A 24,421-nucleotide genomic window follows, 5' to 3' on the forward strand; every position below is an offset into this window, starting at 1 on the left:
CGACTGCAAAGAGAAATCTGATGCGCACAAACCTAAATCTTAGAATCTGAGTCTAGCCTTAGCCAGCCCAAGTATCTCTTAAGCCTACAGTACGGTTAAATACTAAAGCACTGTCTGTCGAGTCTTTTGAATCCACACAGAAATATCCTGTTCGCTCAAACTGATAACCTTGATCTGCTTTAGCCGAAACCAAGCTTGCTTCTACAAAACCATTCATCTTCACTAAAGACTCAGGGTTAATTGTCTCAGAGAAGTTATCTTCAGCCGCAGGATTGGCCACTGTAAACAAACGATCGTATAGACGTATCTCAGCAGGTAATGCTTTGTCAGCTGACACCCAGTGGATGACACCTTTCACTTTGCGGCCATCGGTAGGGTTCTTACCGAGCGTTTCATTATCATAAGAACAGAAGATAGTCGTAATGTTGCCTTCTGCATCTTTCTCGATACGTTCAGCTTTAATGACGTACGCTCCGCGCAGACGAACTTCTTTACCTAGAACCAAACGCTTATATTTTTTGTTCGCTTCTTCACGGAAATCGTCACGCTCAATCCAAACTTCACGAGTAAACGGAACATCGCGAGTGCCCATTTCTGGCTTATTCGGATGGTTAGCAACCGTTAATGTCTCGACATTAACCGAATCAAAGTTCTCGATAACGATTTTAATTGGGTCAAGAACCGCCATTGCACGAGGTGCATTTTCATTAAGGTCATCACGAATACAAGATTCCAATGAACCAAACTCAATCATGTTCTCTTGCTTAGTGACACCGATACGTTTACAGAACTCGCGGATTGAACCAGGCGTAAAACCGCGGCGACGTAAGCCAGAAATCGTAGGCATGCGAGGGTCGTCCCAGCCTTCAACTAAATTATCAACCACTAGCTGATTGAGCTTACGCTTAGACATCACGGTGTATTCAAGGTTTAGACGGCTAAACTCATACTGACGTGGTTGGCACTCAATCGAGATATTATCCAACACCCAGTCATACAGACGACGGTTGTCTTGGAATTCAAGCGTACATAGCGAGTGTGAAATGCCTTCTATTGCATCAGAGATACAGTGAGTAAAGTCATACATCGGATAGATACACCACTTATCACCGGTTTGGTGGTGGTGAGCAAAGCGAACTCGATAAATCACAGGATCACGCATCACCATGAAAGATGAACTCATATCAATTTTTGCACGTAGACAAGCTGTCCCTTCTTTAAATCCACCGTCACGCATTTTTTCAAACAGTGTCAGGTTTTCTCCAGGGCTTCGGTCGCGATATGGGCTTGCTTTACCTGGCTCTTTCAACGTGCCACGGTACTCACGGATCTGCTCAGGACTTAACTCATCAACATAAGCTAAGCCTTTATTAATAAGCTCAACAGCATAATCATACAGCGTATCAAAGTAGTTTGATGAATAGCAGATGTCTCCAGACCATTCAAAGCCCAACCAGCTTACGTCGTTCATTATTGACTCAACGTATTCCACATCTTCTTTTTCAGGGTTGGTATCATCAAAGCGTAGATTACACTGTCCCTGATAGTCCTGAGCAATACCGAAGTTCAAACAAATAGATTTAGCGTGCCCAATATGCAAGTAACCATTCGGTTCTGGCGGGAAACGAGTATGCACGCTTGTGTGTTTGCCATCCGCTAGATCTTTATCAATGATCTGGCGAATGAAATTCGATGGTCGAGCCTCAGCTTCAGTCATCTATAGCACCTCAATATGAATTAGTGTTGTCTGAAAATATAGCCGTTAATGATCCACAATTACGAGCCTTTACACAATAAGATCTCGCACTAAATTATCAAATAGTCATCGATTCGTTGAAGTTTACACCACTTACTCTCTGCTCTTTACCAATACTCTTTATAACAAACACAAAAAAGCCTCCCATGAAGGGAGGCTAAGTATCATTACTTACTTGTCGTATTTGGCGACTAAGGAAGTTTAACTTCAGATAAGTCTTCACCAGGACCGATAGCTTTCATTTCGCCAGCAACGATTTCAGCTAGTGGGCCAAGGATAACTTGAAGGTTATTCTCACCAAGCTTTACAACACCTTTAGCACCTAGTTTCTTAAGTACAGCTTCATCAGCGATAGAACGGTCTTTAAGAGTTAGACGTAGACGAGTGATACAAGCGTCAATTGAAGTTAGGTTATCGTGACCACCTAGAGCTTTCAGGTATTGACGTGCAACGTCGCCTTTTGGTGCATCACCAGCGGGAGCTGCAGACTCTTCTTCATCATCTTCACGGCCAGGTGACTTAAGGTCAAATGCGCGGATAGCGAAGCTGAATGTGAAGAAGTATAGAGCACCAAATGCTAGACCAATCAGTAGTAGAACGAATGGTTTCGTTGCTAGACCCCAGTTCAATACGAAGTCGATAAGACCTGCAGAGAAACCGAAACCGTGTAGCGTACCAAACATGTTAGCAACAACTAGAGACAGACCCGTAAACACTGCGTGCATTGCGTATAGAGCAGGTGCTAGGAATACGAACATGAATTCTAGAGGCTCTGTAATACCTGTTAGGAATGAACAGAATGCTACAGAGAATAGTGCACCACCAACTTGGCTGCGTTTTTCAACAGGAGCTGCTAGGTACATTGCAAGAGCAGCACCTGGTAGACCAAACATCATTACAGGGAAGAAGCCGTTCATGAATACGCCAGCGCCTTTATCACCACCGAAGAAACGGTGTAGGTCGCCAGTTTTCACTGTTTCTGTTACTTCTTTAACAGTTGCAACGATTTCTGGATTTACTGAATTAGCAAATTCAAATGTGTACTCTTGACCAACAACTAGAGTTTTCGCTAGAGCTGGGTCTACACAAAGTTGAGTGAAACCTTCAGCTGCAACGATGATCTCTTGACAAGAGCCCATGCCGAACCAGAAGTACGAGTTAAGAACATGGTGAAGACCAACAGGGATAAGTGCACGGTTAAGAGTACCGTAAACGAATTGACCTATTGCGCCAGATGTAGAAACTGCGTGAGCAAGAGCATCTAAACCAGACTGAACTGCAGGCCATACAACACCGAAGATTGCACCAGCAACTAGAGCAAATAGACCAGCCATAATTGGAACTAGACGTTTGCCAGAGAAGAATGCTAGCCACTCAGGAAGACGAGTCGCGTGGAATGCATTGTAAGAGTGACCTGCGATGATACCAGCAAAGATACCGCCGAAGAATGACATGTTTACACTTGCATCAATGTTTGTTGCTGTTGCTGTCAGTACAAAGTAAGCAACTGCGCCAGCAAGACCCGCTGCACCGTTACCGTCTTTAGAAAGACCAATAGCTATACCCAAACCAAACAACAATGGTAGTTGGCTAAAGATAGCATTACCGGCTGACGCCATAAATGCGATATCGAGTAAATCTGGTTGACCCAAACGTAGTAGCAATGCTGCAATAGGCAGCGTTGCGATAGGCAGCATTAGAGCTTTACCTAACTTTTGCGCGTATCCAAGAATATTCACCTTAAGTTCCCCCTATAGGATTTTAATATTTATGCGAGCGACTTATTTCGGTCACTCAATTTAGTCATAATCAGTTTATGCCATTAATTTTGCCCCGCAAATTAAAACCTTATCAATTGTGATCCTAATCACCAGAAACAGCCAAATACCAAGGTTTTTGCTAGCTAGATCATAAAACTTATTTTACAATTCAAAAAAATGGAAAAATGACGATAATATTTCAGTGTAGTTAACGTTCTTTCTATATAGATGAGCGCAATAAAACAAAGGGTTTTGATAGCTGACTACCATACTAGAGAGCATAAGAAGAACCATATATGGAAAGACCTGACGAGAATTTAGCGACACTATTTCGCACCGTTTTCTAAGCAGATTTTCAACCTAATTGAACAGCAAAAAAGAAGTATGTATTACTCTTTCCTTTCAATCAGGTTTAATAAAAATTACATAATTTAAAACATAAGGATTAGCTGATCATGTATGCGCTAACTAATTGCAAAGTCTTTACCGGCAGCGATGTACTTATTAATCATGCCGTAGTCATCAACGAAGGACTGATCGAAGCGGTTTGCCCTTTAACAGAGTTACCGTCTGATATCGAAACCAAAGATTTGCAAGGCGCGAACTTAAGCCCTGGCTTCATTGATCTACAACTCAATGGTTGTGGTGGTGTCATGCTCAATGACGAAATCACTGCAGATACAATGCAAACCATGCATTTAGCGAATCTAAAATCTGGCTGTACAAGCTTCTTGCCGACACTGATCACATCTTCAGACGAAGACATGAAAAATGCGATTGTTGCTGCGCGTGAATACCATGATAAATACCAGAACCAATCTCTAGGTTTGCACCTCGAAGGTCCTTATTTAAACGTGCTAAAAAAAGGCATTCATAGTGTCGATCACATTCGTCCTTCAGATAACAGCATGATCGACCTAATTTGTGAGAATGCCGATTTAGTAACAAAGGTAACGTTAGCACCAGAGCTGAATGAACCAGAACATATTGAACGCTTAAAAAAAGCCGGTGTTGTTGTTTCTATCGGCCATACCAACGCGACCTATGCAGAAGCTCGACAAGGCTTTGACTCGGGCATTACATTTGCCACTCACCTATTCAATGCAATGACACCTATGGTTGGGCGTGAACCCGGTGTAGTCGGCGCTATTTATGACACACCTGAAGTTTATGCAGGCATCATCGCCGATGGCTTCCACGTCGATTACGCGAACATCCGAATTGCTCACAAAATTAAAGGCGAGAAGCTCGTATTAGTGACCGATGCCACAGCTCCAGCAGGCGCAGAGATGGATCACTTTATTTTTGTCGGCAAGAAAGTATATTACCGTGATGGCAAGTGTATTGATGAAAACGGTACACTTGGCGGCTCTGCACTGACTATGATTGAAGCAGTTCAAAATACAGTAGAGCATGTCGGTATCGCTTTGGATGAAGCTCTTCGTATGGCAACGCTATACCCAGCTGCAGCTATTGGTATTGATGACCAACTTGGCCGAGTTAAAAAAGGCATGGTCGCAAACCTAGCTGTATTTGATAGAGACTTTAATGTTCAAGCGACTGTTGTTAACGGACAATACGAGCAGAATTAATAATGAATGGCGGACAAATAGGTAACGTAGATTTAGTTAAACAACTAAATAGCGCAGCAGTATATCGACTGATTGATCAGAAAGGCCCTATTTCCAGAATACAGGTGGCTGACGTCAGTCAATTAGCACCCGCGAGTGTTACCAAAATCACCCGTCAATTGCTAGAGCGCGGCTTAATCAAAGAAGTCGCGCAACAAGCTTCTACCGGTGGTCGTAGGGCTATATCCTTAACGACTGAAGTAGAACCATTCCATTCCGTGGCGGTTAGACTTGGGCGAGATTACGTACAATTTAGCCTCTACAATTTAGGTGGACAGGAACTCGTCTCTGCACACCACGAGCTTCACTATACTAACCAGACTGAATTAACCAATGGTTTGGTGAGTCACTTAAGCCAATTCATTGAACATAACCGCTCTACCATCAATCAACTCATTGCTATTGGTATCGCTCTTCCTGGCCTAGTCGATCCAGAGAAGGGAATCGTTGAGTACATGCCTAATACGGATATCGATAACCTTCCACTCGGCAGCATCATCAAAGACAAGTTTGATGTAGAGTGCTTCGTTGGAAATGATGTCCGTGGTATTGCGCTTGCAGAACATTACTTTGGTGCTTCACAAGATTGCCAAGATTCCATATTAGTCAGCGTGCACCGTGGTACTGGTGCCGGCATTATTGTTAATGGCCAAGTTTTTCTTGGGTTTAATCGCAATGTAGGGGAAATCGGCCACATCCAAATCGATCCACTTGGAGAGCAATGCCAATGTGGCAACTTTGGTTGCTTGGAAACGGTTGCAGCGAACCCTGCTATTGTTGAAAGAGTGAATAAACTGATAGCTCAAGGGTATGAATCTAGCTTGAGTAAAGTCGATGAACTAACAATACAGGATGTTTGTGAGCACGCTAACCGTGGTGACGAACTCTCCATACAAAGCCTTGTACGTGTCGGCAATCAGTTGGGTAAAGCAATTGCCATTACCATCAACTTATTTAACCCACAGAAGGTTATCATCGCTGGCGAAATTACCGCATGTGATGACATTCTTTTCCCTGCAATCCGTCGTAATGTAGAAAATCAATCTTTGACGACTTTCCACAAGTCTTTACCTATCGTGACATCCATGGTTGATGACCAACCGACTATTGGTGCCTTTGCGATGATTAAGCGCTCTATGCTTAATGGTGTCTTGTTACAAAAACTCTTAGAAGATTAAACTAATCAGCAACTAATTAATGTAGAATTCGAGGCTGTGATTTTTCACAGCCTTTTTCTTATCTCGGGTAGTTACAAACAATATGGAAATTATTTTTATTAGTGCAGCGTTCTTCGCTGGATTTATCTCTTTAAGGTGCAATCTCCCTCCCCTTGTCGGTTTCCTACTCGCTGGCTTTGGTCTTCACGCCTTCGGTTTTCAAACTAACGAGACAATCATCACCTTGGCTGACCTTGGTGTTACCTTATTGCTATTCACCATTGGCCTTAAACTTGATGTAAAGATCTTACTCTCAAAGGAGATCTGGGCCGGTGCAACCGTTCATAACCTATTGTCCACTCTATCCTTTAGTGCTGCGCTATTACTGTTTAAGTTTTTAGGTGTTTCAAGCCTTGCGACTATCGCTATTGAGCAAATAGTGCTGCTTGCGTTTGCGTTGTCTTTCTCGTCGACTGTTTTTGCCGTGAAAACATTGCAAGAAAAGGGCGAAATGAACTCGACATACGGGACGTTAGCGATCGGTATTCTTGTCATGCAAGATATCTTTGCCGTCATCTTTCTCACTGTGTCGAGTGGAAAAATACCAGAGTGGTACGCCATCGCCCTTTTCGCCCTCCCTTTGCTCAGACCGCTATTTTATAAGCTGCTCGATAAAGTGGGCCACGGCGAGATGTTAGTTCTATGCGGCATGTTCCTTTGCTTAGTTATTGGTTCTGGCTTATTTGGACTGGCTGGCGTCAAACCTGACTTGGGCGCCCTATTAATAGGTATGCTTCTCGCAGGGCACAAAAAAGCTTCTGAGCTTTCTAAGTCTCTTTTTAACATCAAAGAGCTCCTTCTCGTCTGCTTCTTCTTAAATATTGGTCTTTCAGGACAACCGACCTTTTCCGCTGTAGGACTGTCGTTACTCTTCATGCTGATCCTTCCAATCAACGGAGCGCTCTATTTCTTAATTTTGAACAAGTATAAGTTCAGAGTACGAACCTCACTTCTTACCTCTTTATCGCTTTTAAACTTCAGTGAATTTGGCCTTATTGTGGGAGGACTAGCGTTCAGTAAAGGATGGATATCCAGTGATATTCTGGTCGCATTAGCGCTAACCGTTTCTCTCTCGTTTATCATTGCCGCGCCAATCAACCGAAAAGGGCATGAGCTATATCAGCGTTCTGGACGCTGGTTAAAAGAACACGCTGCAGAGAAGCTCAACACTAGAGACCAACTGATTAACCCAGGCGATGCGCAAATACTGATTTTAGGCATGGGAAGGATTGGAACCGGCGCTTACGATGAACTCATCAACCGTTACGGAAAGATTAGTCTGGGTGTAGAGGTAAAAGAAGAGTCAGCACTAGAACACCGCAATGAGGGCAGAAACGTTATCTCCGGCGATGCAACTGACCCAGATTTTTGGGAACGTATTTTAGACACTGCAAATGTAAAGCTTGTTTTGTTGGCAATGCCGCACCATCACGGTAACCAAACAGCCCTAGAGCAACTAAAAGCACGCCATTTCCAAGGTCAAATCGCGGCTATCGCAGAATACTCCGATCAGCTAGACCTACTTGTTGAGAGTGGTGTGGATGCTGCATTTAATATTTATAATGAGGCAGGTAGTGGTTTTGCTCGTCATGTTTGTGATCAACTAGAGCCACAATTTACGCCTATCAATAAATAACCTATCGAATACTTTTCACAATAAAAGCGAGGTACTTTGTATCTCGCTTTTAGTTAAATGGACACAACCTCACCCGCCATTAGAAACCATTCACCAAAAAAGCGCTAAAAGTAAATATTTTCTATTTACATGCGTTATTTTTAATTTTCTTTCTCTTTTACTGTTGCTTTTCTTAACCAAAATGGCAAATTGCTAGTAACAGGTTAAACATAATTTAAAAGGAAGTTGTATGTGTTCTATTTTTGGCATTTTAGACATTAAAAGTGACGCGAGTGCTCTACGCCCTGTCGCATTGGAAATGTCTAAGAAACTGCGTCACCGTGGCCCAGATTGGTCTGGTATCTATGCATCAGACAAAGCGATTTTAGCGCATGAGCGTCTTGCTATTGTTGGCCTAAACAGTGGTGCTCAACCTCTTTACAGCCATGATAAAAAACACATCCTTGCGGTCAATGGCGAAATTTACAACCACAAAGAAATTCGTGCCCGTTATGAAGATAAATACGACTTCAAAACAGACTCAGATTGTGAAGTCATCCTAGCGCTCTACCAAGAATACGGTTCAGATTTACTGGAAGAACTGAACGGTATTTTTGCTTTTGTCCTTTATGATGAAGAAAAAGATCAATACCTAGTTGGACGTGATCACATCGGTATCATCCCGCTTTACCAAGGTTATGATGAACATGGTAATTACTATGTTTCTTCTGAAATGAAGGCGTTAGTCCCTGTTTGTAAAACCGTGAGTGAATTTCCTCCAGGTAGCTTTTACAGCTCAGCGGATTCAGAGCCACAGCGCTACTACATTCGCGACTGGAATGAATACGCTGCGGTTCAAGGGAACTCAACAAGTAAGGCAGACTTAACCGAAGCCTTAGAATCAGCAGTGAAACGTCAACTAATGACAGATGTGCCATACGGCGTCCTTCTGTCTGGTGGTTTAGACTCTTCAATTACATCGGCAGTTGCTAAACGTTTTGCAGCAATGCGTATCGAAGATGACGGTCAATCTGAAGCTTGGTGGCCTCAACTTCACTCATTTGCTGTCGGTCTTGAAGGCGCGCCTGACTTAATTGCAGCTCGAGAAGTCGCCGATCAGATTGGTACGGTTCATCACGAAATGACCTACACCATCCAAGAAGGTCTTGATGCAATTCGCGATGTTATTTACCACATTGAAACCTACGATGTGACAACCATTCGTGCCTCTACACCTATGTACCTATTAGCAAGAAAGATTAAGGCAATGGGTATTAAGATGGTGCTTTCAGGTGAAGGCGCTGATGAAATATTTGGTGGTTACCTGTACTTCCACAAAGCGCCTAATTCAAAAGAGTTCCACGAAGAAACCGTTCGTAAGCTACTTGCGCTAAACATGTTTGACTGCGCTCGTGCTAACAAATCTCTTGCTGCATGGGGTGTTGAAGGACGTGTACCATTCCTAGATAAAGAGTTCATTGACGTAGCAATGCGCTTGAACCCTGAAGATAAAATGTGTGGCAATGGGAAAATGGAGAAACACATTCTACGTGAGTGTTTCGAACACTACCTTCCTGAATCAATCGCATGGCGCCAAAAAGAGCAGTTCTCAGATGGCGTTGGCTATGAGTGGATTGATACGTTAAAAGCGACAGCTGATGCGAAAGTAACGGATAAGCAAATGGAAACAGCCGCATTCCGTTTCCCGTACAATACGCCTCAAACGAAAGAAGCTTATGCATACCGCGAAATTTTTGAAGAGCTATTCCCACTAGAGTCAGCGGCAGAATGTGTACCAGGCGGTCCATCAGTGGCTTGTTCTTCGGCGAAAGCGATTGAGTGGGATGAATCATTCCAAAACTGTGTAGACCCATCAGGGCGAGCTGTACAAGCTGTACATAATGATTCTTACTAATCATTAATATAAAGATAAAAAAGGCACCTCATCGGTGCCTTTTTACTGTAACCGTGATGAGCCCTACAGCTCTAGATCTTTGTTATCTATACTGACAGGAACAATGTGGCTGAGCATTTTAACCAAGAGTATCGAGCGTAATTCACCGTCTGCTTCTTGATAAATCGCTTCAATTCCTGAGAATTGGCCACCAGTAACATTAATTGACTCGCCTTTCTTAGGCAATTCAACCACCTTAGTGCCACTTCTCTCTTTTTCTATATTCTTAAGAGTAAAGATCAAGTCACCTTGAACTTCTTGAGGCTGACTACCAAGACGAACAAAATCAACCACTCCTCGGGTGGATCGAACAGTCGTAAATGAAGGACCCGCTTCAAAGTCTAAACGGACAAACATATACGAAGGAAACAAAGGTTCTTTCTTAATATTCTTTTTGCCACGTGTGATTTTTTCGAACTCTACTTCAGGGTAAAAGACCTCGACAGATTGATTTTCTAGATGCAGCTTTGCCCTTTGCTGCTCTCCTCTTTTGCAATATAAGAGATACCAACGCTTCATTTTATTACTAGCCAATTTCTATTTTTTGGTATCTTAACATATGCCCTAAATGGATCTAATCGAATTTGAAGCACTGATTCTTTTGGTAGCACATTAGTCGACGGTGAAACTCCGAATATCAACTTAGGGTCATTGAAAAAGTGCAGAACACGTTGAGTTAGCACCTGTAGCCAGTGGATATTTAAACAAAAAAATGGGCGGTTCAATGAACAGCCCAATTGCTACTTTCTTTGACTCACCTTGCAATTAACGGTGAAGTGTCACTAGCTCAGCCATCATGTCGATGTGCGAATCTCGGTCATTTAAGCACATAATATAACTAAACTCTGAACCACCCGCGTCAATGAAAGTTTCCTTACACTGATCAGAAATTTCTTCTAACGTCTCCAAGCAATCTACCGAGAATGCCGGCGCCATGATATCTATCTTTTTAATGCCCTTCCCTGGCAGTGATTCAAGCGTTTCATCGGTATAAGGTTTCAGCCACTCCTCCCTACCAAATCGAGATTGGTAGGTCATAGTGATATCTTCTGTCGATAACCCTAACTCTGCCGCAAGCAATTTGGTCGTAGCTTCACAATGTTGAGGATAAATATCGCCTTCATCAGCTAATCGCTTGGGAATGCCATGGAACGAACAAACCAAGTGTTCTGCTCGACCATTTTTATCCCAATGGCTACGAACGCTGTCTGCGAGTGCTTTCGCATAGCTAGGGTGTGAATAATAGTCTCGAATAAAACGATAATTGGGGATGACGGGCATTTGTTTAAAGGCTTTGGTTAAACCATCAGAAACCGCGGCGGTGGTCGTGCCGGAGTACTGAGGGTACAAGGGTAATACGATAATATCTTCGACCCCCTTTTCCATCAGTTGCTCTATACCATCTTTAAGACTCGGGTTGCCATAGGTCATACCCAATGCAACGGGTATCTCGAGTTTCTTCTCTAACTTTTCAACTTGTCTCTTGGAGTAGACAAGAAGTGGTGAGCCATCATCCATCCACACCGACTGATAAAGCTTCGCCACTTTAGGAGAGCGAATCGGTAGAATCACTCCGTGCAAAATAGGACACCATAGCCACCGAGTCAGGTTTACAACTCGTTTATCGTGTAAAAATTCACTCAAAAATCGACGTACACCAGCTGGGGTCGCCGAATCTGGAGTACCTAAGTTCACCAGTAAAACGCCCTGCTTTTTATTATTTTCCATAGATACCTGAAACCAATATGTGATTTTCTGAAGAGTTATATACGAACCTGCATAGATTTAAGATCAATGTTTCCAACTAAATGCCCGAAGAATTATTCATGACAGAAGACCCTCAACAGAAACCTTAAATAGCGAGCCAGCTAGCCCAAAACAGAATGGTTCTGAATCACGTTCAACCACATTATCTAGAACGGTATCGTATTAAAAATTAAAACAAAAAAAGCGACCACTAGGGTCGCTTTAAATATATCAAATTCTTAAAAAAGAAGTTAACGTTTTATGCTAATGCTTTTTCAATGTCTGCACTAACAGCATCAACTTGTTTAGTGCCGTCAAATTTAAGGTATTTCGTATTGCCAGATTCTGCTTCAGCGCCGTAGTAAGAGATTAGAGGGGCTGTTTGATCATGGTATACACCTAAACGAGCGCGAACGGTTTCTTCTTTATCGTCATCACGAACTACAAGATCTTCACCCGTTACGTCGTCTTTACCTTCGACTTTAGGTGGGTTATACGTTGTATGGTATGTGCGACCAGAAGCAAGGTGAGCACGACGACCAGCCATACGCTCAACAATAACGCTGTCAGCAACGTCAAACTCAATAACGTAATCAACTTGCACACCCATTTCTTTCAAGCCATCTGCTTGAGGAATAGTACGTGGGAAGCCGTCTAGCAAAAAGCCTTTTTCACAATCATCTTGAGCAATACGCTCTTTGATAAGACCTAAAATAATCTCATCAGAAACAAGTTGACCAGCATCAATTACCGCTTTCGCTTGCTTGCCCATTTCAGTGCCAGCTTTAATTGCAGCACGTAGCATGTCTCCAGTTGAGATTTGTGGAATACCATACTTTTCCATGATGAATTGAGCTTGTGTGCCTTTACCTGCACCTGGAGCACCTAGAAGGATGATGCGCATGTTTGTTCCTCTTTAGAAATAAATGATTTATACCGAAGCTCACTGTAGAGCTTAAACACCACGTCGATTCTTTACACTAAGAAAGTAGATAGAGTACCAACGTTATCGCTACGATAAGTTTCGGTATAATGTATTAAAACAAGTTGTCTTTGATAAAGAACATCAGTGCATACCGCCTGCTATTCTGCCGAGCATGTTAACATAATTTTTTGCGAATCGATCCGATTTACGACTAAAGAATGGCTCTAGACGCAACCGTTTACATATCAAAAAGCGAAAAATGGTCTCACTCTCAGTCAACGACAAAGGTTAAATGAAAAAAGCTCGCCAAAGCGAGCTTCCATTTTCAATAGTGATATTACACTTTAGTCAAAAGCTTGTTGATGGCGCCCACAAACTGAGATGGGTCTTCCATTGAGCCTTTCTCAGCAAGCATTGCTTGGCCTAGAAGGACTTCAACCCAACCACCAAATGCTTGCTCATCAGCTTCATCAGCCATTCGCTTAACAAGCTCATGTTGTGGATTCAATTCAAAAATGTACTTAACCTGAGGCGCTTCTTGACCAGCGGCCTCTAAAAGCTTCGCCATTTGTGTACCCATTTCGAAATCATCAGTCACAACAACCGCTGGAGTCGATGCCAGTTTAAAGGTGGTACGAACTTCTTTCACTCGGTCACCAAGGTAAGCTTGAGTACGCTCAACGACAGATTTGAACTCTTCTTCCGTCTCTTTTTGCTGCTCTTTCTCTGCTTCGTCTTCAAACTTGCTCAGATCAAGACCCGCTTTCGTAATAGACTGGAACTGCTTGCCATCGAACTCGGTTAAGTAGTTCATTAACCACTCATCAATACGGTCAGACATCAAGATAACCTCAATACCTTTCGCTTTAAATTGCTCTAGGTGAGGGCTATTTTTAGCAGCCACGTAGCTGTCTGCCGTTAGGTAGTAAATCTTATCTTGCTCTTCTTTCATACGCTCAACATAAGCAGCAAGACCGATAGTTTGCTCAGAAGAATCAGCATGAGTTGATGAGAATCGAAGTAAACCAGCCACTTTTTCTTTATTCGCGTTATCTTCCGCAGGCCCTTCTTTCAATACCAAACCAAACTCTTTCCAGAAGCTTTGATATTTTTCATCATCATTTTTAGCCAAGCGCTCTAACATGGTTAGCACTCGCTTAGTACAAGCACTGCGTAGCGACTGAGTCACTTTGTTGTCTTGTAGGATCTCACGAGAAACGTTCAGCGGTAGATCGTTAGAATCGATAAGACCACGAGTAAAGCGTAGGTATGACGGCATAAATTGCTCAGCGTCATCCATAATGAATACGCGTTGCACGTACAGTTTCAGGCCTGACTTGTGGTCACGATTCATCATATCCCAAGGTGCTTTCGCTGGAATATATAGAAGACTCGTGTAGTCGTTCTTGCCTTCTACTTTGTTGTGGCTCCAAAGCAAAGGATCCGCAAAGTCATGTGAAACGTGCTTATAAAACTCTTGGTATTCTTCTTCTTTGATATCAGATTTGCTGCGCGTCCATAGTGCTTGAGCTTTGTTGATTTGCTCCCACTTTGTCTCTTCGGTGTCATTCTCTTCTTCATCTTTAACTTTCGTCAAGATAGAAACAGGAATACCGATATGATCAGAGTATTTACCAATCACTTCACGTAAACGCCATTCTGATAGGAACTCTTTACCTTCGTCACGCATATGTAAAATGATGTCAGTACCACGAGTCTCTTTACTAATATCTTCTATCGTGTAGTCGCCTTCTCCTGCTGAGTGCCACTGAACCGCTTCTTCAGCCTTAGCACCTGCGCTACGAGTGCGCACCGTTACTGCATCAGCAACGATAAATGCGGAATAGAAACCAACACCGAATTGGCCAATGAGCTGCGAGTCTTTGCTTTGATCTTCAGAAAGCTTAGAGAAGAAGTCGGCCGTGCCTGACTTAGCAATAGTACCTAGGTGCTCAATGACATCATCACGAGTCATACCAATGCCGTTATCCGATAACGTCAGTGTATTCGCCTTTTCGTCAAACGATAACTTAACACCTAGATCGGCATCGCCTGCATACAAACTTGGATCTGAAAGCGCTTGAAAACGAAGTTTGTCCGATGCGTCTGATGCATTTGAAATAAGCTCACGTAGGAATATTTCTTTATTTGAGTACAAAGAATGAATCATTAAATGAAGCAGTTGTTTTACTTCAGATTGAAAGCCTCGTGTTTCTTTATTGCTTGTTGCCGTATCACTCATATTAGCTCCGTGACTCTTATCATTTCATTGTTTAGATGGAGGCCCACCAAGGGGCGATTGATCATTAACATGAGGATTACGAATGTAAATTCAAGGTCAAAAATAATAAAAACACTGTTTTTTTTATCATTTTTGTTTATGCTACGGGCGAAACTTATCAAAGAAGCTAAAATTACAGGCTTGAGGTATCTCACAAAGGTACTCACACCGATCGTTTTACCCCCATATTCACATAATAAAGAAGAGTCCAATGAGCAATATAGGCACAAAGTTTATCCTCGCTAGCCGATTTACTTTCGACCCAAATAACAACTCATTAGTAGATCAAGAAGATGAAACAAACCTTGTTCGTCTAGGTAGTAATGAAAGCCGCATTTTACTGCTGCTTTGCGAACGACCAAACGAAGTGATCACTCGAAACGAACTGCACGAGTTTGTTTGGCGAGATCAGGGATTTGAGGTAGATGACTCAAGCTTAACGCAAGCTATCTCAACACTTCGAAAACTGTTGAAGGACTCAACAAAATCACCGTTATTTGTCAAAACGGTGCCTAAACGTGGATATCAATTAATCTGTTCAGTAGAACTTAGCTCTGCACTAGCCTCGGCAAAAGAGTCACACTCTGCACCTCTGGAAGTAGAATCAGAACAAGAAAAGAGTGTCGTTGTACCAAGTGAGTCCGCCGCCAATGCGACTGACGCTGTCGCAACTAATGTGAATAACCCCGAAGCTTCAGCAAAGAATCCAACGCGTTTAATCACGAATTTATTGCTCGTTGCTGCATTGATGCTTCCATTGATTGTGGCTTTGTTTACGACACCGAGTGAATCTAAATTTAGAGTTTTAGGGACCTACCAAGAGGTTCCAGTTAAGACTCCAATTAATCACCCTGATTTAAGTGAGTGGCTACCATCACTAGAAGCTTGTGTGAACAACTATTTAGATGTGCACAACGGTGAGTTAGTACCCACACAAATTATTGCGACAGGTGGACAAAACGAGCAGATCATCTTGAATTATATCCACAGTATCGAAAACTCGACGAACAATAAGAGTGTTCGTATCATCTGGAATAAACCAAGCATTAAGAAGGTGTGCAAATAATGGCTAAGATTATTACTCAAAAAGTCGCGACCATCATTCTAGCCGCATCTGCATTGTTTAGCGCATGGTTATACTGGGGAAGCGATCTCAAGGTTGAACAAGTTCTGACTTCCTATGAATGGCAATCAAAAATGATCACCGAGCTTTCTCATATCAATGAAGATACTATCGGCCCACTTCGACGAGCCGAAGTCCAGTCAAATGTAAAATATCTTCCAAATGGCAACTATATCCGAGAGTCACGAGTTAGATTGTTGGTAGAGAACAACGATAGCGAAGTCGTCATCAACATCTCAGAAACGGGCGATTGGGATATCAGTGACAACTATTTATTAGTATCACCAAAAGAGTTTAAAGATGTTTCTCAAGCACAAATTAAAGACTTTTCTGAAGAGCAACTAAAGCTCATCACCCAGTTGTTTAAGATGGACGCTCAGCAAAGCCGACGAATAGATATCGTTAACGAAAAGACCTTGCTGCTAACAAGCTTGAACCATGGTTCGACGGTATTGTTTAGCAACTAACTTAGTCGTTACTGTATTTCTGAACACCTAAAAGGGAGGCTCTGTGTCTCCCTTTTATTTTCTTTAGACTTGAGAGAAGGATGTCATGGGTATTTTTGATGCACTCACTCTTTTTATTGGCTCATTGATAGCAAACTTGCTCGCTTCCCTTTCTGGTGGTGGTGCAGGCCTTTTACAGTTCCCACTCCTTATTTTCCTAGGTTTACCTTTTTCTGTTGCGCTTGGAACGCATAAGATAGCAAGCGTTGCATTAGGTCTTGGCGCCGCCTATACACATCTCAAGAATAAAACCTGTCAGTTCAAAATGTTTTGCTATGTGACATTAACTGGCTCTGTCGGCGTCATTATTGGAGCAAATATTGTCTTACTCATCCCTGAGGTAATCGCGACCAAAATGTTAGGCGGAATGATTCTATGCCTTGGCATCTACTCTCGATTCAAAAAAACGCTCGGGCAAACAGAAACGACGGAGAATAGAACGCCTTTTGGATGGGTTATGGGTGCGCTAGGATTATTTACAATCGGTATCATCAACGGTTCACTCACTGCAGGTTCAGGCCTACTTGTCACACTATTCTTAGTACGCTGGTTTGGTTTCGATTATAAAAAAGCGGTTGCCTACACCATGCTGTGTGTAGGTATATTTTGGAACGGTATTGGGGGAATAAGTATTGCGTCAGCTGGAGCGCCTATCTATTGGCAGTGGATACCCATTTTACTAATCAGTTCCTTCTTAGGGGGCAGCCTTGGCGCCTATATCGCTCTAAAAAAGAGTAATCAAACCATCAAAATCTGTTTTGAGATCCTAACCTTTGCTGTTGGCATAAAGTTACTATTCTAGGCGCTATAAATGAGACGCTCACAACCGATGTCACCTTGCATAGAGCCGCTAGGTGACATCTCAAATAGCTTGATACTATGTGTTTAGCATCGGTATTGGGCAAGTGTCTCGCCCTCAAAGCTTTGCACCTTCAATAAACCTTGTTCATACAAACCAAAACTCGCTGAATATCCATCACGTGGAAACGTCACTGAGCCAGGATTGAAGATCACCACTTCGTCTTCAAGTTGAGCCGTCGGTATATGGGTATGCCCGTGCGCTAAGATGTCACTCGATCTCAGTGCTGGGCGCTTAGTTGAGTTGTATAAATGCCCATGAGTGATGAACATTCTTCTACCTGATTCTAATAGAACCCATGCGTAGTCTGCCATCATGGGGAAGTCGAGTAACATTTGGTCTACCTCACTATCGCAGTTACCACGAACAGCAATGATAGAGTCGGCGTATTGATTAAGGAGTGACGCGACTTCAACAGGCGCATAGCCTTCTGGAACAGGGTTTCTTGGCCCATGATTTAGGACATCCCCAAGGAGAATGAGTGTCGTGGCCTTCGATTGTTCAAATTTGTCCAACGCTCGTTGAGTTGCAGGCAAGCTGCCGTGCAGATCAGACACAAAAAATAATTCCACGAAAAGACTCCTCAGCAAAGATTGAGGCGTATTCTAGATCTGATTCAAGCGTTCGTCATCTCTTGCCATGCCATTTACCACAATATTGTTGTAACTCACCATACCAATAACCCCTCCATTCTCTATGACTGGCGCACGGCTAATGCCAAAACGTTCAAATAATCGAGCGCAATATTTTACGTTCATATTAGGCTCGACCGATAAGGCAGGCTTAGTCATGATTTCATAAACGTTTGTTCTCAATGGTGAACGATTTTTTGCCAGTACTTTTTTGGCGATGTCATTCATCAAGATAATCCCGAACTCATCGTCATCATGCCGCTTGTTAACGATCAAAGCTTTGACTTCATGCTTTCTCGCTAAGGTAATGGCTTCATTCACCGTTGTTAAACCATCAACCATCACATACGTATTGACCATCACATCGCGTACGCGAATCTTCTCATGCGCATTCATAATTCATCCTCAACAACTTTAGCTAATGTCTCTACTTGATGTGCGACACCTACTGCATCTTCCACATCAATCTGTACAGCAATACCTTGTCCTGATTCCTCATCAAACTCACCAACATCATTGATCGTTTCTAAAATATGCCTCGATAAATGCTCCTCAACCACAAAAAGCACCACATCCTTCTGAACCTCCAGAGTCAGGCCAAAGAAGGTTCGTTTCTTGTTAAGCCCTTCTCCTCGAGCGTGGTTTATCACCGTGGCGCCCGTTGCTCCTGCATTGCGAGCAGCGTCTAGAACAATATCGGTCTTACTCTCTTCCACAAATGCCAGTATCAATTTAAAGCGCATTCGACTTCTCCTGTGACTTTTTTCTTTTATTCAATACCTGTGTAATCTGGGCATACGCCATGACGGAAATAATGGGAAACAGACTCGCAAACGCAATCAACCCAAAACCATCTATGACTGGGTTTCGCCCTGGAACAGTTGATGCCAAACCCAACCCAAGTGCGGCAACCAACGGCACCGTAACCGTTGAGGTGGTAACACCGCCAGAATCATAGGCAAGTGGTATGATTAATTTAGGGGCGAAGAATGTCTGGACGACAACAATCATGTAGCCAGCAATGATGTAGTAATGAATGGGGTCCCCGACGACTATGCGGTAGCTACCCAACGCAATCCCAAACGCGACGCCTAACGCGACTGCAATTCTCAAGCCATTCACGCTGATACTGCCACCAGAAACTTGATTTGCCTTGATAGCAACAGCAATAAGTGAAGGTTCCGCAATCGTAGTGCTGAAGCCTATGCAGAATGCAAATAGATAAACCCAGTAATAATCAATCCAAGACAACTGCTGCCCAATGGACAACCTCACTTCATTTAGAAATTCGGGTGCGGTTAACTGCTGCGCCATCATTTCGCCAAGTGGAAATAACGCAAGCTCTAGCCCTATTAGAAATAATGACAACCCTAGAAGAACATATATAAAGCCGGTGATAACCTGAAGTAGATTATTAATAGGTCGCCGAAGAATCGCGGCTTGAAATCCAAACAATATTGTCACGATGGGAATAACATTAAGAACGGTATCAACAAAGGTGTCGAAGAAGTGAGCAACAGTGATCATCCAATCACCATCCCATAAACCATCACAAACATCATAGGCAGCAATGATGCAAAGGCAATCAAACCAAATCCATCCAGCATAGGGTTTCTACCTTTAATAGCAGATGCTAGTCCTACTCCAAGCGCTGTGACTAACGGTACAGTGATCGTAGACGTTGTTACTCCACCAGAATCATAAGCGATACCAATAATATGAGCAGGTGCGAAACCTGTTAAAATGACGACCCCAATATAGCCACCAATGATCATATATTGAATTGGCCAGCCCATTAAGATCCTCAATACTCCAACAAGAATCGCCACGCCAACAGAAAGCGCGACGGTGTACCTCAATCCATTGGCATACGAGTCTCTTCCTTCAGGAGTGTTTTGTATAATTCCGCCTTCCGCAGCAACTTCAGCCGCCTCATTGGCAACGGCCGTCAACGCAGGTTCTGCGACGGTTGTTCCAAAACCCAAGCAGAAAGCGAAGAGCAGTAACCAAAACACGCTCCCTTTTCTGGCAAAAGCCTGAGCCATAGATTCGCCAATGGGAAACAAACCCATCTCTAAGCCAAAAATAAAAAAAGTCAGCCCTAGTACGACAAGTACCAAACCAACAACAATTGAAAGCAAGTTCGGTAGCGGCTCTTGCAACACCACCAACTGAAAAAAGCTCACTACTGCAATAATGGGCAACAAGTCTCTAAAACTTGTGAGCATTGACTTAAACAATCCAATTAAACCGATGGTTCCATCTCCATGACACAATCCACTTATATAATCATGGCAAATAGATCTTGAGTGTGATGTGATAAACGTAACGAGGAATGAATAAAAGTGATATTTATTGGAGTGTTAAGTCACATTCACACTAGAAACATACGATTGTTGCAGTGTTTTTCGTAGCGTTACTATACTTATGAGAAAAGGAGGTCTAATGAAGCTATTACTGACAGGCGGCACTGGTTTTATAGGGCAAGAGTTACTGAAAAACCTTAACACTCATCAAATAGTTATATTAACCCGCGATATTTCTATGGCTAAAAGCAAGCTATCTCATATTGGCAGTAACAACATCACCTTTTTGTCGACTCTTAGTGACCTCCACGACTTAAACGACTTTGATGCTGTCATTAACCTAGCTGGTGAGCCTATTGCTGATAAACGTTGGTCAGAGAATCAGAAAAAGCGAATATGCAATAGTCGCTGGAAGCTGACCGAGCAACTTGTTGAACTCATTCATGCTAGCACCAACCCTCCTTCTACTTTTATCAGTGGTTCGGCTGTTGGGTATTATGGCGATCAACAAACACACCCTTTTGACGAATCCCTGCATGTCAATCAAGACGGCTTTGCACACAGCGTTTGTCAGCACTGGGAGGTTATCGCCAAACGAGCCAGATCGGAGAATACTCGAGTATGTATACTAAGAATCGGGATCGTTCTGCACCCCAATGGTGGCGCTTTGTTAAAGATGCTTCCAATATACAAATTTGGACTCGGCGGTCCGATAGGTTCTGGAACCCAATATATGCCCTGGATACATATGATCGATATGGTTCGAGCCATTGTTCATTTACTGGATACCTCCCACGCCGAAGGAGAGTTTAATCTTACGGCCCCCCATCCCGTCACCAATCAACATTTTAGTAAAACACTCGCGAGTACGTTAAAGCGTCCGCATTTGTTATTTACGCCCACTTGGTTAATCCAGTTCATGCTTGGAGAAAGTTCAAGTTTACTACTCGATAGCGCACGTTGTAAGCCGAAAAAACTCACAGAACTTGGATTTAGATTTAATTATTCACGTATCGAACCTGCATTTAAAAACCTATTACAACATCGCAGTTGATGGTTTATTCTAGGCTCCCAAAAATACAATAATGTTGTCAAAATGAATCGATGGATCTTGATCACGGGTTGCTCTACTGGCATCGGCCTAGTCGCCGCTCAGCACCTCAAGCAACGCGGATATAACGTCATTGCATCTTGCAGAAAAGTAGAAGATGTTGAAAAACTCACGCAAGAGGGCTTTACCTCTATACAGCTTGATCTCAGTAGTACAGAGAGTATTGACAGTGCGGTTAAGTCAGTGCTCACTCTCACTCAGAACAACTTGTACGCAATATTTAATAATGGCGCTTATGGACAACCGGGAGCGTTGGAAGATCTTCCAACTCAAGGTTTAAGAGAACAGTTTGAGACCAATTTTTTTGGTTGGCACCACCTCACGACTCAATTGATTCCAGCCATGCGCAAAAATGCTGCAGGTCGTATTATTCAAAACAGTTCAGTACTTGGGTTTGCCGCTATGAAATACCGGGGAGCCTATAACGCATCAAAGTTTGCTTTAGAAGGCTGGACCGATACTTTACGATTGGAGTTAGCGGATACCAATATACATGTCTCTATTCTAGAACCTGGGCCAATTGAGACTCAATTTAGAGCAAATGCGCTGTTGGCTTTTGAGAAGTGGATAGACCCAATTCAAAGCGCTCATAGCCAATCGTATAAAGAGCAAAGAGACCGTTTGAATAATGACAAATCCAATAACGCTTTTGCCTTAGAACCTGAAGCTTGTATACCACCATTAATTCATGCACTTGAGTCGAATAAGCCTAAATTACGCTATCGAATCACGACACCGACGAAGGTGTTTGCCATACTCAAACGAGTTTTGCCTAGCCGTTTGCTCGATAAAATTTTGCAAAAAGCTGCCTAAAAGTCACTTTGTAATCAAACCGTCATAGATCTTTGTCATATTGTTTATGAAACATACAAAAGTATTACTTACAAAATTAGATCAGGTGACTATTTAATGACTTTGACTCAATTAAACATCCTTGGCGTATGTGTGACGCTAACTTTGTTTATTTTGTTTTAGCTTGCTAGCAATGACAATTTACGCGATAACTCATCCAACGTTTTCAACCTAAAAGCCGCCACTAGAGCGGCTTTTTTATTTCACCCTTGATAAAAGGTCGATGCGCCCTTATTTCTTATAACAATTAAGTTGTTAACTAGGATAGCAAAATGCAATCTCCATATATTGTTGAAATGACGGAACAAAACTTTCGTGAGATTCTCGAAGGGTCTACATCTTCACCAGTGCTCATTCATTTCTGGGCTCCAATGAGCCAAGAGAGCTCAGAAATCATCCCTCAACTTCAATCCCTAACCCAGCAATATAACGGAGCCTTTACTCTCGCATTACTCAACTGCGAACAGCAACAAGCCATTGCCGCACAGTTTGGTGTGCAAGCTTTACCGACTATAGCTCTTTTTGTTAACGGACAAGCTGTAGATGGACTTGGTGGCCTGCAAGAAATCACCGCTATTGAACAAATGCTTTCAAAGCACTTACCAAGTCAAGACGAGCTAAAGTTGAATAAAGCACTAGAGCTAATGCAAGAAAAACAATTTGAGCAAGCCTTAACATTGTTCAACGAGCTGCCTGAAGAGTTGAAATCGAAGCCAGAAGTAAAACTTGCCATTGCTGAAAGTGCCCTTGAAACTCAACAGTTTGATGCTGCTGAATTACAACTCAGTTCCATTCCGCTTGAGTACCAAGATAACTATTACAAAACACTCATTGCCAAACTTGAATTACATAAACAAGCGGCCGATAGCCCTGAGATCAAGGCATTGGAAGCAGCGCTCGACAAAGATAATACAGACTACTCCACAGTCTGTGAACTTGCTCTTCAATACCACCAAGTCAACCGTTCTGAAGAAGCTTTAGAGCTTTTATGGAGCCACTTAAAATCCGATCTCAATGTCCATGATGGTGAGCTTAAAAAATCCATAATGGATATCTTAAGTGCTTTAGGCCAATCTAGCCCTATCGCTGGCAAATACAGACGCCAACTATACTCACTTCTATACTAAGTTACATATCACAAATCTCTTGATCTAAATAATGGCTTAAGGAGGTGACAATCCCCTTAAGTCATTAAAAACATAGGCTCTATCCACATTTGAGATTCTAATCTAAGCTAATATAGTCAATAAAATATACAACTATCCACATAAGGAATCGTTATGCCTATTGACTCGCTAATCACTATCGGCCTATTTGTACTGGTCGCTATCATCCTAATTTTTTCTGCCGTAAAAACAGTACCTCAGGGCAGTCACTGGACCGTAGAGCGATTTGGTCGATACACACAAACACTTCAGCCAGGCCTAAACATCATCATTCCATTTATTGACCGCATTGGGCAAAAGATCAATATGATGGAACGTGTGCTGGACATTCCTGCTCAAGAAGTCATTTCTAAAGACAACGCGAATGTCGTTATTGACGCTGTTTGCTTTATCCAAGCAATCGATGCTGCAAAAGCGGCCTATGAAGTCACAGACCTAGCTCACGCCATTCGAAACTTGACGCTAACCAACATTCGTACGGTACTAGGCTCGATGGAGCTAGATGAAATGCTCAGTCAACGAGATATGATCAACACTAAGCTTCTCACCATTGTTGATGAAGCGACCAACCCTTGGGGTGTGAAAGTGACTCGTATCGAGATTAAAGACGTTCAGCCACCCGCAGACCTTACTGCAGCCATGAACGCTCAAATGAAAGCCGAACGTAATAAGCGAGCTGACATTCTTGAAGCTGAAGGTGTAAGACAAGCAGAGATCTTAAAAGCAGAAGGTCATAAGCAATCTGAAATCCTAAAAGCTGAAGGGGATAAACAAGCGGCGATTTTGCAAGCAGAAGCTCGTGAACGTGCGGCCGAAGCAGAAGCCAAAGCGACAGAAATGGTATCCACGGCAATAGCCCAAGGCGATGTGAAGGCGATCAATTACTTTATTGCTCAGGGTTATACCGAAGCCATCAGATCGATTGGTCAGGCTGAAAATGGAAAAATCATAATGCTTCCTCTTGAGGCCACTGGATTAATG

At 42.7% G+C, this 24,421-nt stretch carries 22 protein-coding genes; 11 read left to right on the forward strand and 11 right to left on the reverse strand.

Annotated features, from left to right (window positions below):
- Positions 1 to 58 precede the first annotated feature (58 nt).
- Positions 59 to 1,717: a glutamine--tRNA ligase gene (gene glnS / locus BCU12_RS12140; RefSeq protein ID WP_102404510.1), complete on the reverse strand. Its 1,659-nt coding sequence runs from the start codon at positions 1,715 to 1,717 to the stop codon at positions 59 to 61.
- A 230-nt stretch (positions 1,718 to 1,947) separates the two neighbouring features.
- Positions 1,948 to 3,495 carry an N-acetylglucosamine-specific PTS transporter subunit IIBC gene (gene nagE, locus BCU12_RS12145; RefSeq protein ID WP_102404511.1) on the reverse strand — a complete coding sequence of 516 codons (1,548 nt, stop codon included), beginning with the start codon at positions 3,493 to 3,495 and terminating at the stop codon, positions 1,948 to 1,950.
- Positions 3,496 to 3,971: 476 nt separating this feature from the next.
- Here nagE and nagA point away from each other — a divergent pair, with 476 nt between their 5' ends.
- From nagA to asnB, 4 genes are all read left to right on the forward strand, one after another.
- Positions 3,972 to 5,108 (forward strand): N-acetylglucosamine-6-phosphate deacetylase, encoded by a 1,137-nt coding sequence (nagA, locus tag BCU12_RS12150; protein ID WP_102404512.1) that lies wholly within the window; start codon positions 3,972 to 3,974, stop codon positions 5,106 to 5,108.
- A 2-nt stretch (positions 5,109 to 5,110) separates the two neighbouring features.
- The gene (locus tag BCU12_RS12155; RefSeq protein WP_102404513.1) at positions 5,111 to 6,325 is read left to right on the forward strand and encodes an ROK family protein; all 1,215 of its coding nucleotides are present in this window, start codon (positions 5,111 to 5,113) and stop codon (positions 6,323 to 6,325) included.
- A gap of 82 nt (positions 6,326 to 6,407) precedes the next feature.
- Entirely contained in the window at positions 6,408 to 8,000 is a 1,593-nt protein-coding gene (locus BCU12_RS12160; protein ID WP_102404514.1) for a cation:proton antiporter family protein, read from the forward strand.
- 229 nt (positions 8,001 to 8,229) lie between these two features.
- Complete coding sequence (gene asnB, locus BCU12_RS12165) at positions 8,230 to 9,894, forward strand: asparagine synthase B (protein WP_102404515.1); 1,665 nt, start codon at positions 8,230 to 8,232, stop codon at positions 9,892 to 9,894.
- A 63-nt stretch (positions 9,895 to 9,957) separates the two neighbouring features.
- On the opposite strand, the gene rfaH is transcribed toward asnB, so the two are convergent.
- The 4 genes from rfaH to htpG all read right to left on the reverse strand — a co-directional run bounded on the left by rfaH (position 9,958) and on the right by htpG (position 14,846).
- Positions 9,958 to 10,452 (reverse strand): transcription/translation regulatory transformer protein RfaH, encoded by a 495-nt coding sequence (gene rfaH / locus BCU12_RS12170; protein WP_102404516.1) that lies wholly within the window; start codon positions 10,450 to 10,452, stop codon positions 9,958 to 9,960.
- 246 nt (positions 10,453 to 10,698) lie between these two features.
- Positions 10,699 to 11,661, reverse strand: a complete 963-nt coding sequence (gene hemH / locus BCU12_RS12175; RefSeq protein WP_102404517.1) for a ferrochelatase — start codon at positions 11,659 to 11,661, stop codon at positions 10,699 to 10,701.
- 277 nt (positions 11,662 to 11,938) lie between these two features.
- Positions 11,939 to 12,583, reverse strand: coding sequence for an adenylate kinase (gene adk, locus BCU12_RS12180; protein WP_102404518.1), 645 nt, complete (start codon positions 12,581 to 12,583; stop codon positions 11,939 to 11,941).
- 358 nt (positions 12,584 to 12,941) lie between these two features.
- Entirely contained in the window at positions 12,942 to 14,846 is a 1,905-nt protein-coding gene (htpG, locus tag BCU12_RS12185) for a molecular chaperone HtpG (protein ID WP_102404519.1), read from the reverse strand.
- Positions 14,847 to 15,096: 250 nt separating this feature from the next.
- Between htpG and BCU12_RS12195 the strand changes: the two genes are divergently transcribed.
- The 3 genes from BCU12_RS12195 to BCU12_RS12205 all read left to right on the forward strand — a co-directional run bounded on the left by BCU12_RS12195 (position 15,097) and on the right by BCU12_RS12205 (position 17,316).
- On the forward strand, positions 15,097 to 15,951 hold the full coding sequence (locus BCU12_RS12195) for a transcriptional regulator (RefSeq protein ID WP_102404521.1): 855 nt from the start codon (positions 15,097 to 15,099) through the stop codon (positions 15,949 to 15,951).
- Entirely contained in the window at positions 15,951 to 16,475 is a 525-nt protein-coding gene (locus BCU12_RS12200) for a regulatory protein ToxS (RefSeq protein ID WP_102404522.1), read from the forward strand. Before BCU12_RS12195 ends, BCU12_RS12200 begins: the two co-directional genes overlap by 1 nt.
- 85 nt (positions 16,476 to 16,560) lie before the next feature.
- Positions 16,561 to 17,316 (forward strand): sulfite exporter TauE/SafE family protein, encoded by a 756-nt coding sequence (locus BCU12_RS12205; RefSeq protein WP_102404523.1) that lies wholly within the window; start codon positions 16,561 to 16,563, stop codon positions 17,314 to 17,316.
- 83 nt (positions 17,317 to 17,399) lie between these two features.
- Here BCU12_RS12205 and yfcE read toward each other — a convergent pair whose 3' ends face one another.
- Genes yfcE through BCU12_RS12230 form a run of 5 tightly spaced genes read right to left on the reverse strand, consistent with a single transcriptional unit; the run spans position 17,400 to position 20,233 of the window.
- Positions 17,400 to 17,945, reverse strand: a complete 546-nt coding sequence (gene yfcE, locus BCU12_RS12210; RefSeq protein ID WP_102404524.1) for a phosphodiesterase — start codon at positions 17,943 to 17,945, stop codon at positions 17,400 to 17,402.
- 33 nt (positions 17,946 to 17,978) lie between these two features.
- Complete coding sequence (locus BCU12_RS12215) at positions 17,979 to 18,401, reverse strand: CBS domain-containing protein (RefSeq protein WP_102404525.1); 423 nt, start codon at positions 18,399 to 18,401, stop codon at positions 17,979 to 17,981.
- Entirely contained in the window at positions 18,398 to 18,748 is a 351-nt protein-coding gene (locus tag BCU12_RS12220) for a P-II family nitrogen regulator (RefSeq protein WP_102404526.1), read from the reverse strand. The genes BCU12_RS12215 and BCU12_RS12220 overlap by 4 nt, the downstream gene beginning before the upstream one ends.
- Complete coding sequence (locus tag BCU12_RS12225; protein WP_102404527.1) at positions 18,738 to 19,532, reverse strand: DUF1538 domain-containing protein; 795 nt, start codon at positions 19,530 to 19,532, stop codon at positions 18,738 to 18,740. The genes BCU12_RS12220 and BCU12_RS12225 overlap by 11 nt, the downstream gene beginning before the upstream one ends.
- Positions 19,529 to 20,233: a DUF1538 domain-containing protein gene (locus BCU12_RS12230; protein ID WP_102404528.1), complete on the reverse strand. Its 705-nt coding sequence runs from the start codon at positions 20,231 to 20,233 to the stop codon at positions 19,529 to 19,531. Before BCU12_RS12230 ends, BCU12_RS12225 begins: the two co-directional genes overlap by 4 nt.
- Before the next feature lie 217 nt (positions 20,234 to 20,450).
- Here BCU12_RS12230 and BCU12_RS12235 point away from each other — a divergent pair, with 217 nt between their 5' ends.
- From BCU12_RS12235 to BCU12_RS12250, 4 genes are all read left to right on the forward strand, one after another.
- Complete coding sequence (locus tag BCU12_RS12235) at positions 20,451 to 21,365, forward strand: TIGR01777 family oxidoreductase (protein ID WP_102404529.1); 915 nt, start codon at positions 20,451 to 20,453, stop codon at positions 21,363 to 21,365.
- A gap of 42 nt (positions 21,366 to 21,407) precedes the next feature.
- The gene (locus BCU12_RS12240) at positions 21,408 to 22,235 is read left to right on the forward strand and encodes an SDR family oxidoreductase (protein WP_102404530.1); all 828 of its coding nucleotides are present in this window, start codon (positions 21,408 to 21,410) and stop codon (positions 22,233 to 22,235) included.
- Between the two features lie 311 nt (positions 22,236 to 22,546).
- Complete coding sequence (locus BCU12_RS12245; RefSeq protein ID WP_102404531.1) at positions 22,547 to 23,401, forward strand: co-chaperone YbbN; 855 nt, start codon at positions 22,547 to 22,549, stop codon at positions 23,399 to 23,401.
- A 153-nt stretch (positions 23,402 to 23,554) separates the two neighbouring features.
- Positions 23,555 to 24,421, forward strand: an 867-nt coding sequence (locus BCU12_RS12250) for an SPFH domain-containing protein (RefSeq protein WP_102404532.1), incomplete at its 3' end; no start/stop codon positions are given.

The organism is Vibrio sp. 10N.261.55.A7, assembly GCF_002877365.1.
GTDB lineage: Bacteria > Pseudomonadota > Gammaproteobacteria > Enterobacterales > Vibrionaceae > Vibrio.

What these genes read in the sequence shown, in the direction of transcription:
- glnS (WP_102404510.1), bottom strand. Translation starts at nt 1,717, where the DNA reads ATGACTGAAGCTGAGGCTCGACCATCGAATTTCATTCGCCAGATCATT.
- nagA (WP_102404512.1), top strand. Translation starts at nt 3,972, where the DNA reads ATGTATGCGCTAACTAATTGCAAAGTCTTTACCGGCAGCGATGTACTT.
- BCU12_RS12155 (WP_102404513.1), top strand. Translation starts at nt 5,111, where the DNA reads ATGAATGGCGGACAAATAGGTAACGTAGATTTAGTTAAACAACTAAAT.
- BCU12_RS12160 (WP_102404514.1), top strand. Translation starts at nt 6,408, where the DNA reads ATGGAAATTATTTTTATTAGTGCAGCGTTCTTCGCTGGATTTATCTCT.
- asnB (WP_102404515.1), top strand. Translation starts at nt 8,230, where the DNA reads ATGTGTTCTATTTTTGGCATTTTAGACATTAAAAGTGACGCGAGTGCT.
- rfaH (WP_102404516.1), bottom strand. Translation starts at nt 10,452, where the DNA reads ATGAAGCGTTGGTATCTCTTATATTGCAAAAGAGGAGAGCAGCAAAGG.
- hemH (WP_102404517.1), bottom strand. Translation starts at nt 11,661, where the DNA reads ATGGAAAATAATAAAAAGCAGGGCGTTTTACTGGTGAACTTAGGTACT.
- adk (WP_102404518.1), bottom strand. Translation starts at nt 12,583, where the DNA reads ATGCGCATCATCCTTCTAGGTGCTCCAGGTGCAGGTAAAGGCACACAA.
- htpG (WP_102404519.1), bottom strand. Translation starts at nt 14,846, where the DNA reads ATGAGTGATACGGCAACAAGCAATAAAGAAACACGAGGCTTTCAATCT.
- BCU12_RS12195 (WP_102404521.1), top strand. Translation starts at nt 15,097, where the DNA reads ATGAGCAATATAGGCACAAAGTTTATCCTCGCTAGCCGATTTACTTTC.
- BCU12_RS12200 (WP_102404522.1), top strand. Translation starts at nt 15,951, where the DNA reads ATGGCTAAGATTATTACTCAAAAAGTCGCGACCATCATTCTAGCCGCA.
- BCU12_RS12205 (WP_102404523.1), top strand. Translation starts at nt 16,561, where the DNA reads ATGGGTATTTTTGATGCACTCACTCTTTTTATTGGCTCATTGATAGCA.
- BCU12_RS12215 (WP_102404525.1), bottom strand. Translation starts at nt 18,401, where the DNA reads ATGAATGCGCATGAGAAGATTCGCGTACGCGATGTGATGGTCAATACG.
- BCU12_RS12220 (WP_102404526.1), bottom strand. Translation starts at nt 18,748, where the DNA reads ATGCGCTTTAAATTGATACTGGCATTTGTGGAAGAGAGTAAGACCGAT.
- BCU12_RS12225 (WP_102404527.1), bottom strand. Translation starts at nt 19,532, where the DNA reads ATGATCACTGTTGCTCACTTCTTCGACACCTTTGTTGATACCGTTCTT.
- BCU12_RS12230 (WP_102404528.1), bottom strand. Translation starts at nt 20,233, where the DNA reads ATGCTCACAAGTTTTAGAGACTTGTTGCCCATTATTGCAGTAGTGAGC.
- BCU12_RS12235 (WP_102404529.1), top strand. Translation starts at nt 20,451, where the DNA reads ATGAAGCTATTACTGACAGGCGGCACTGGTTTTATAGGGCAAGAGTTA.
- BCU12_RS12240 (WP_102404530.1), top strand. Translation starts at nt 21,408, where the DNA reads ATGAATCGATGGATCTTGATCACGGGTTGCTCTACTGGCATCGGCCTA.
- BCU12_RS12245 (WP_102404531.1), top strand. Translation starts at nt 22,547, where the DNA reads ATGCAATCTCCATATATTGTTGAAATGACGGAACAAAACTTTCGTGAG.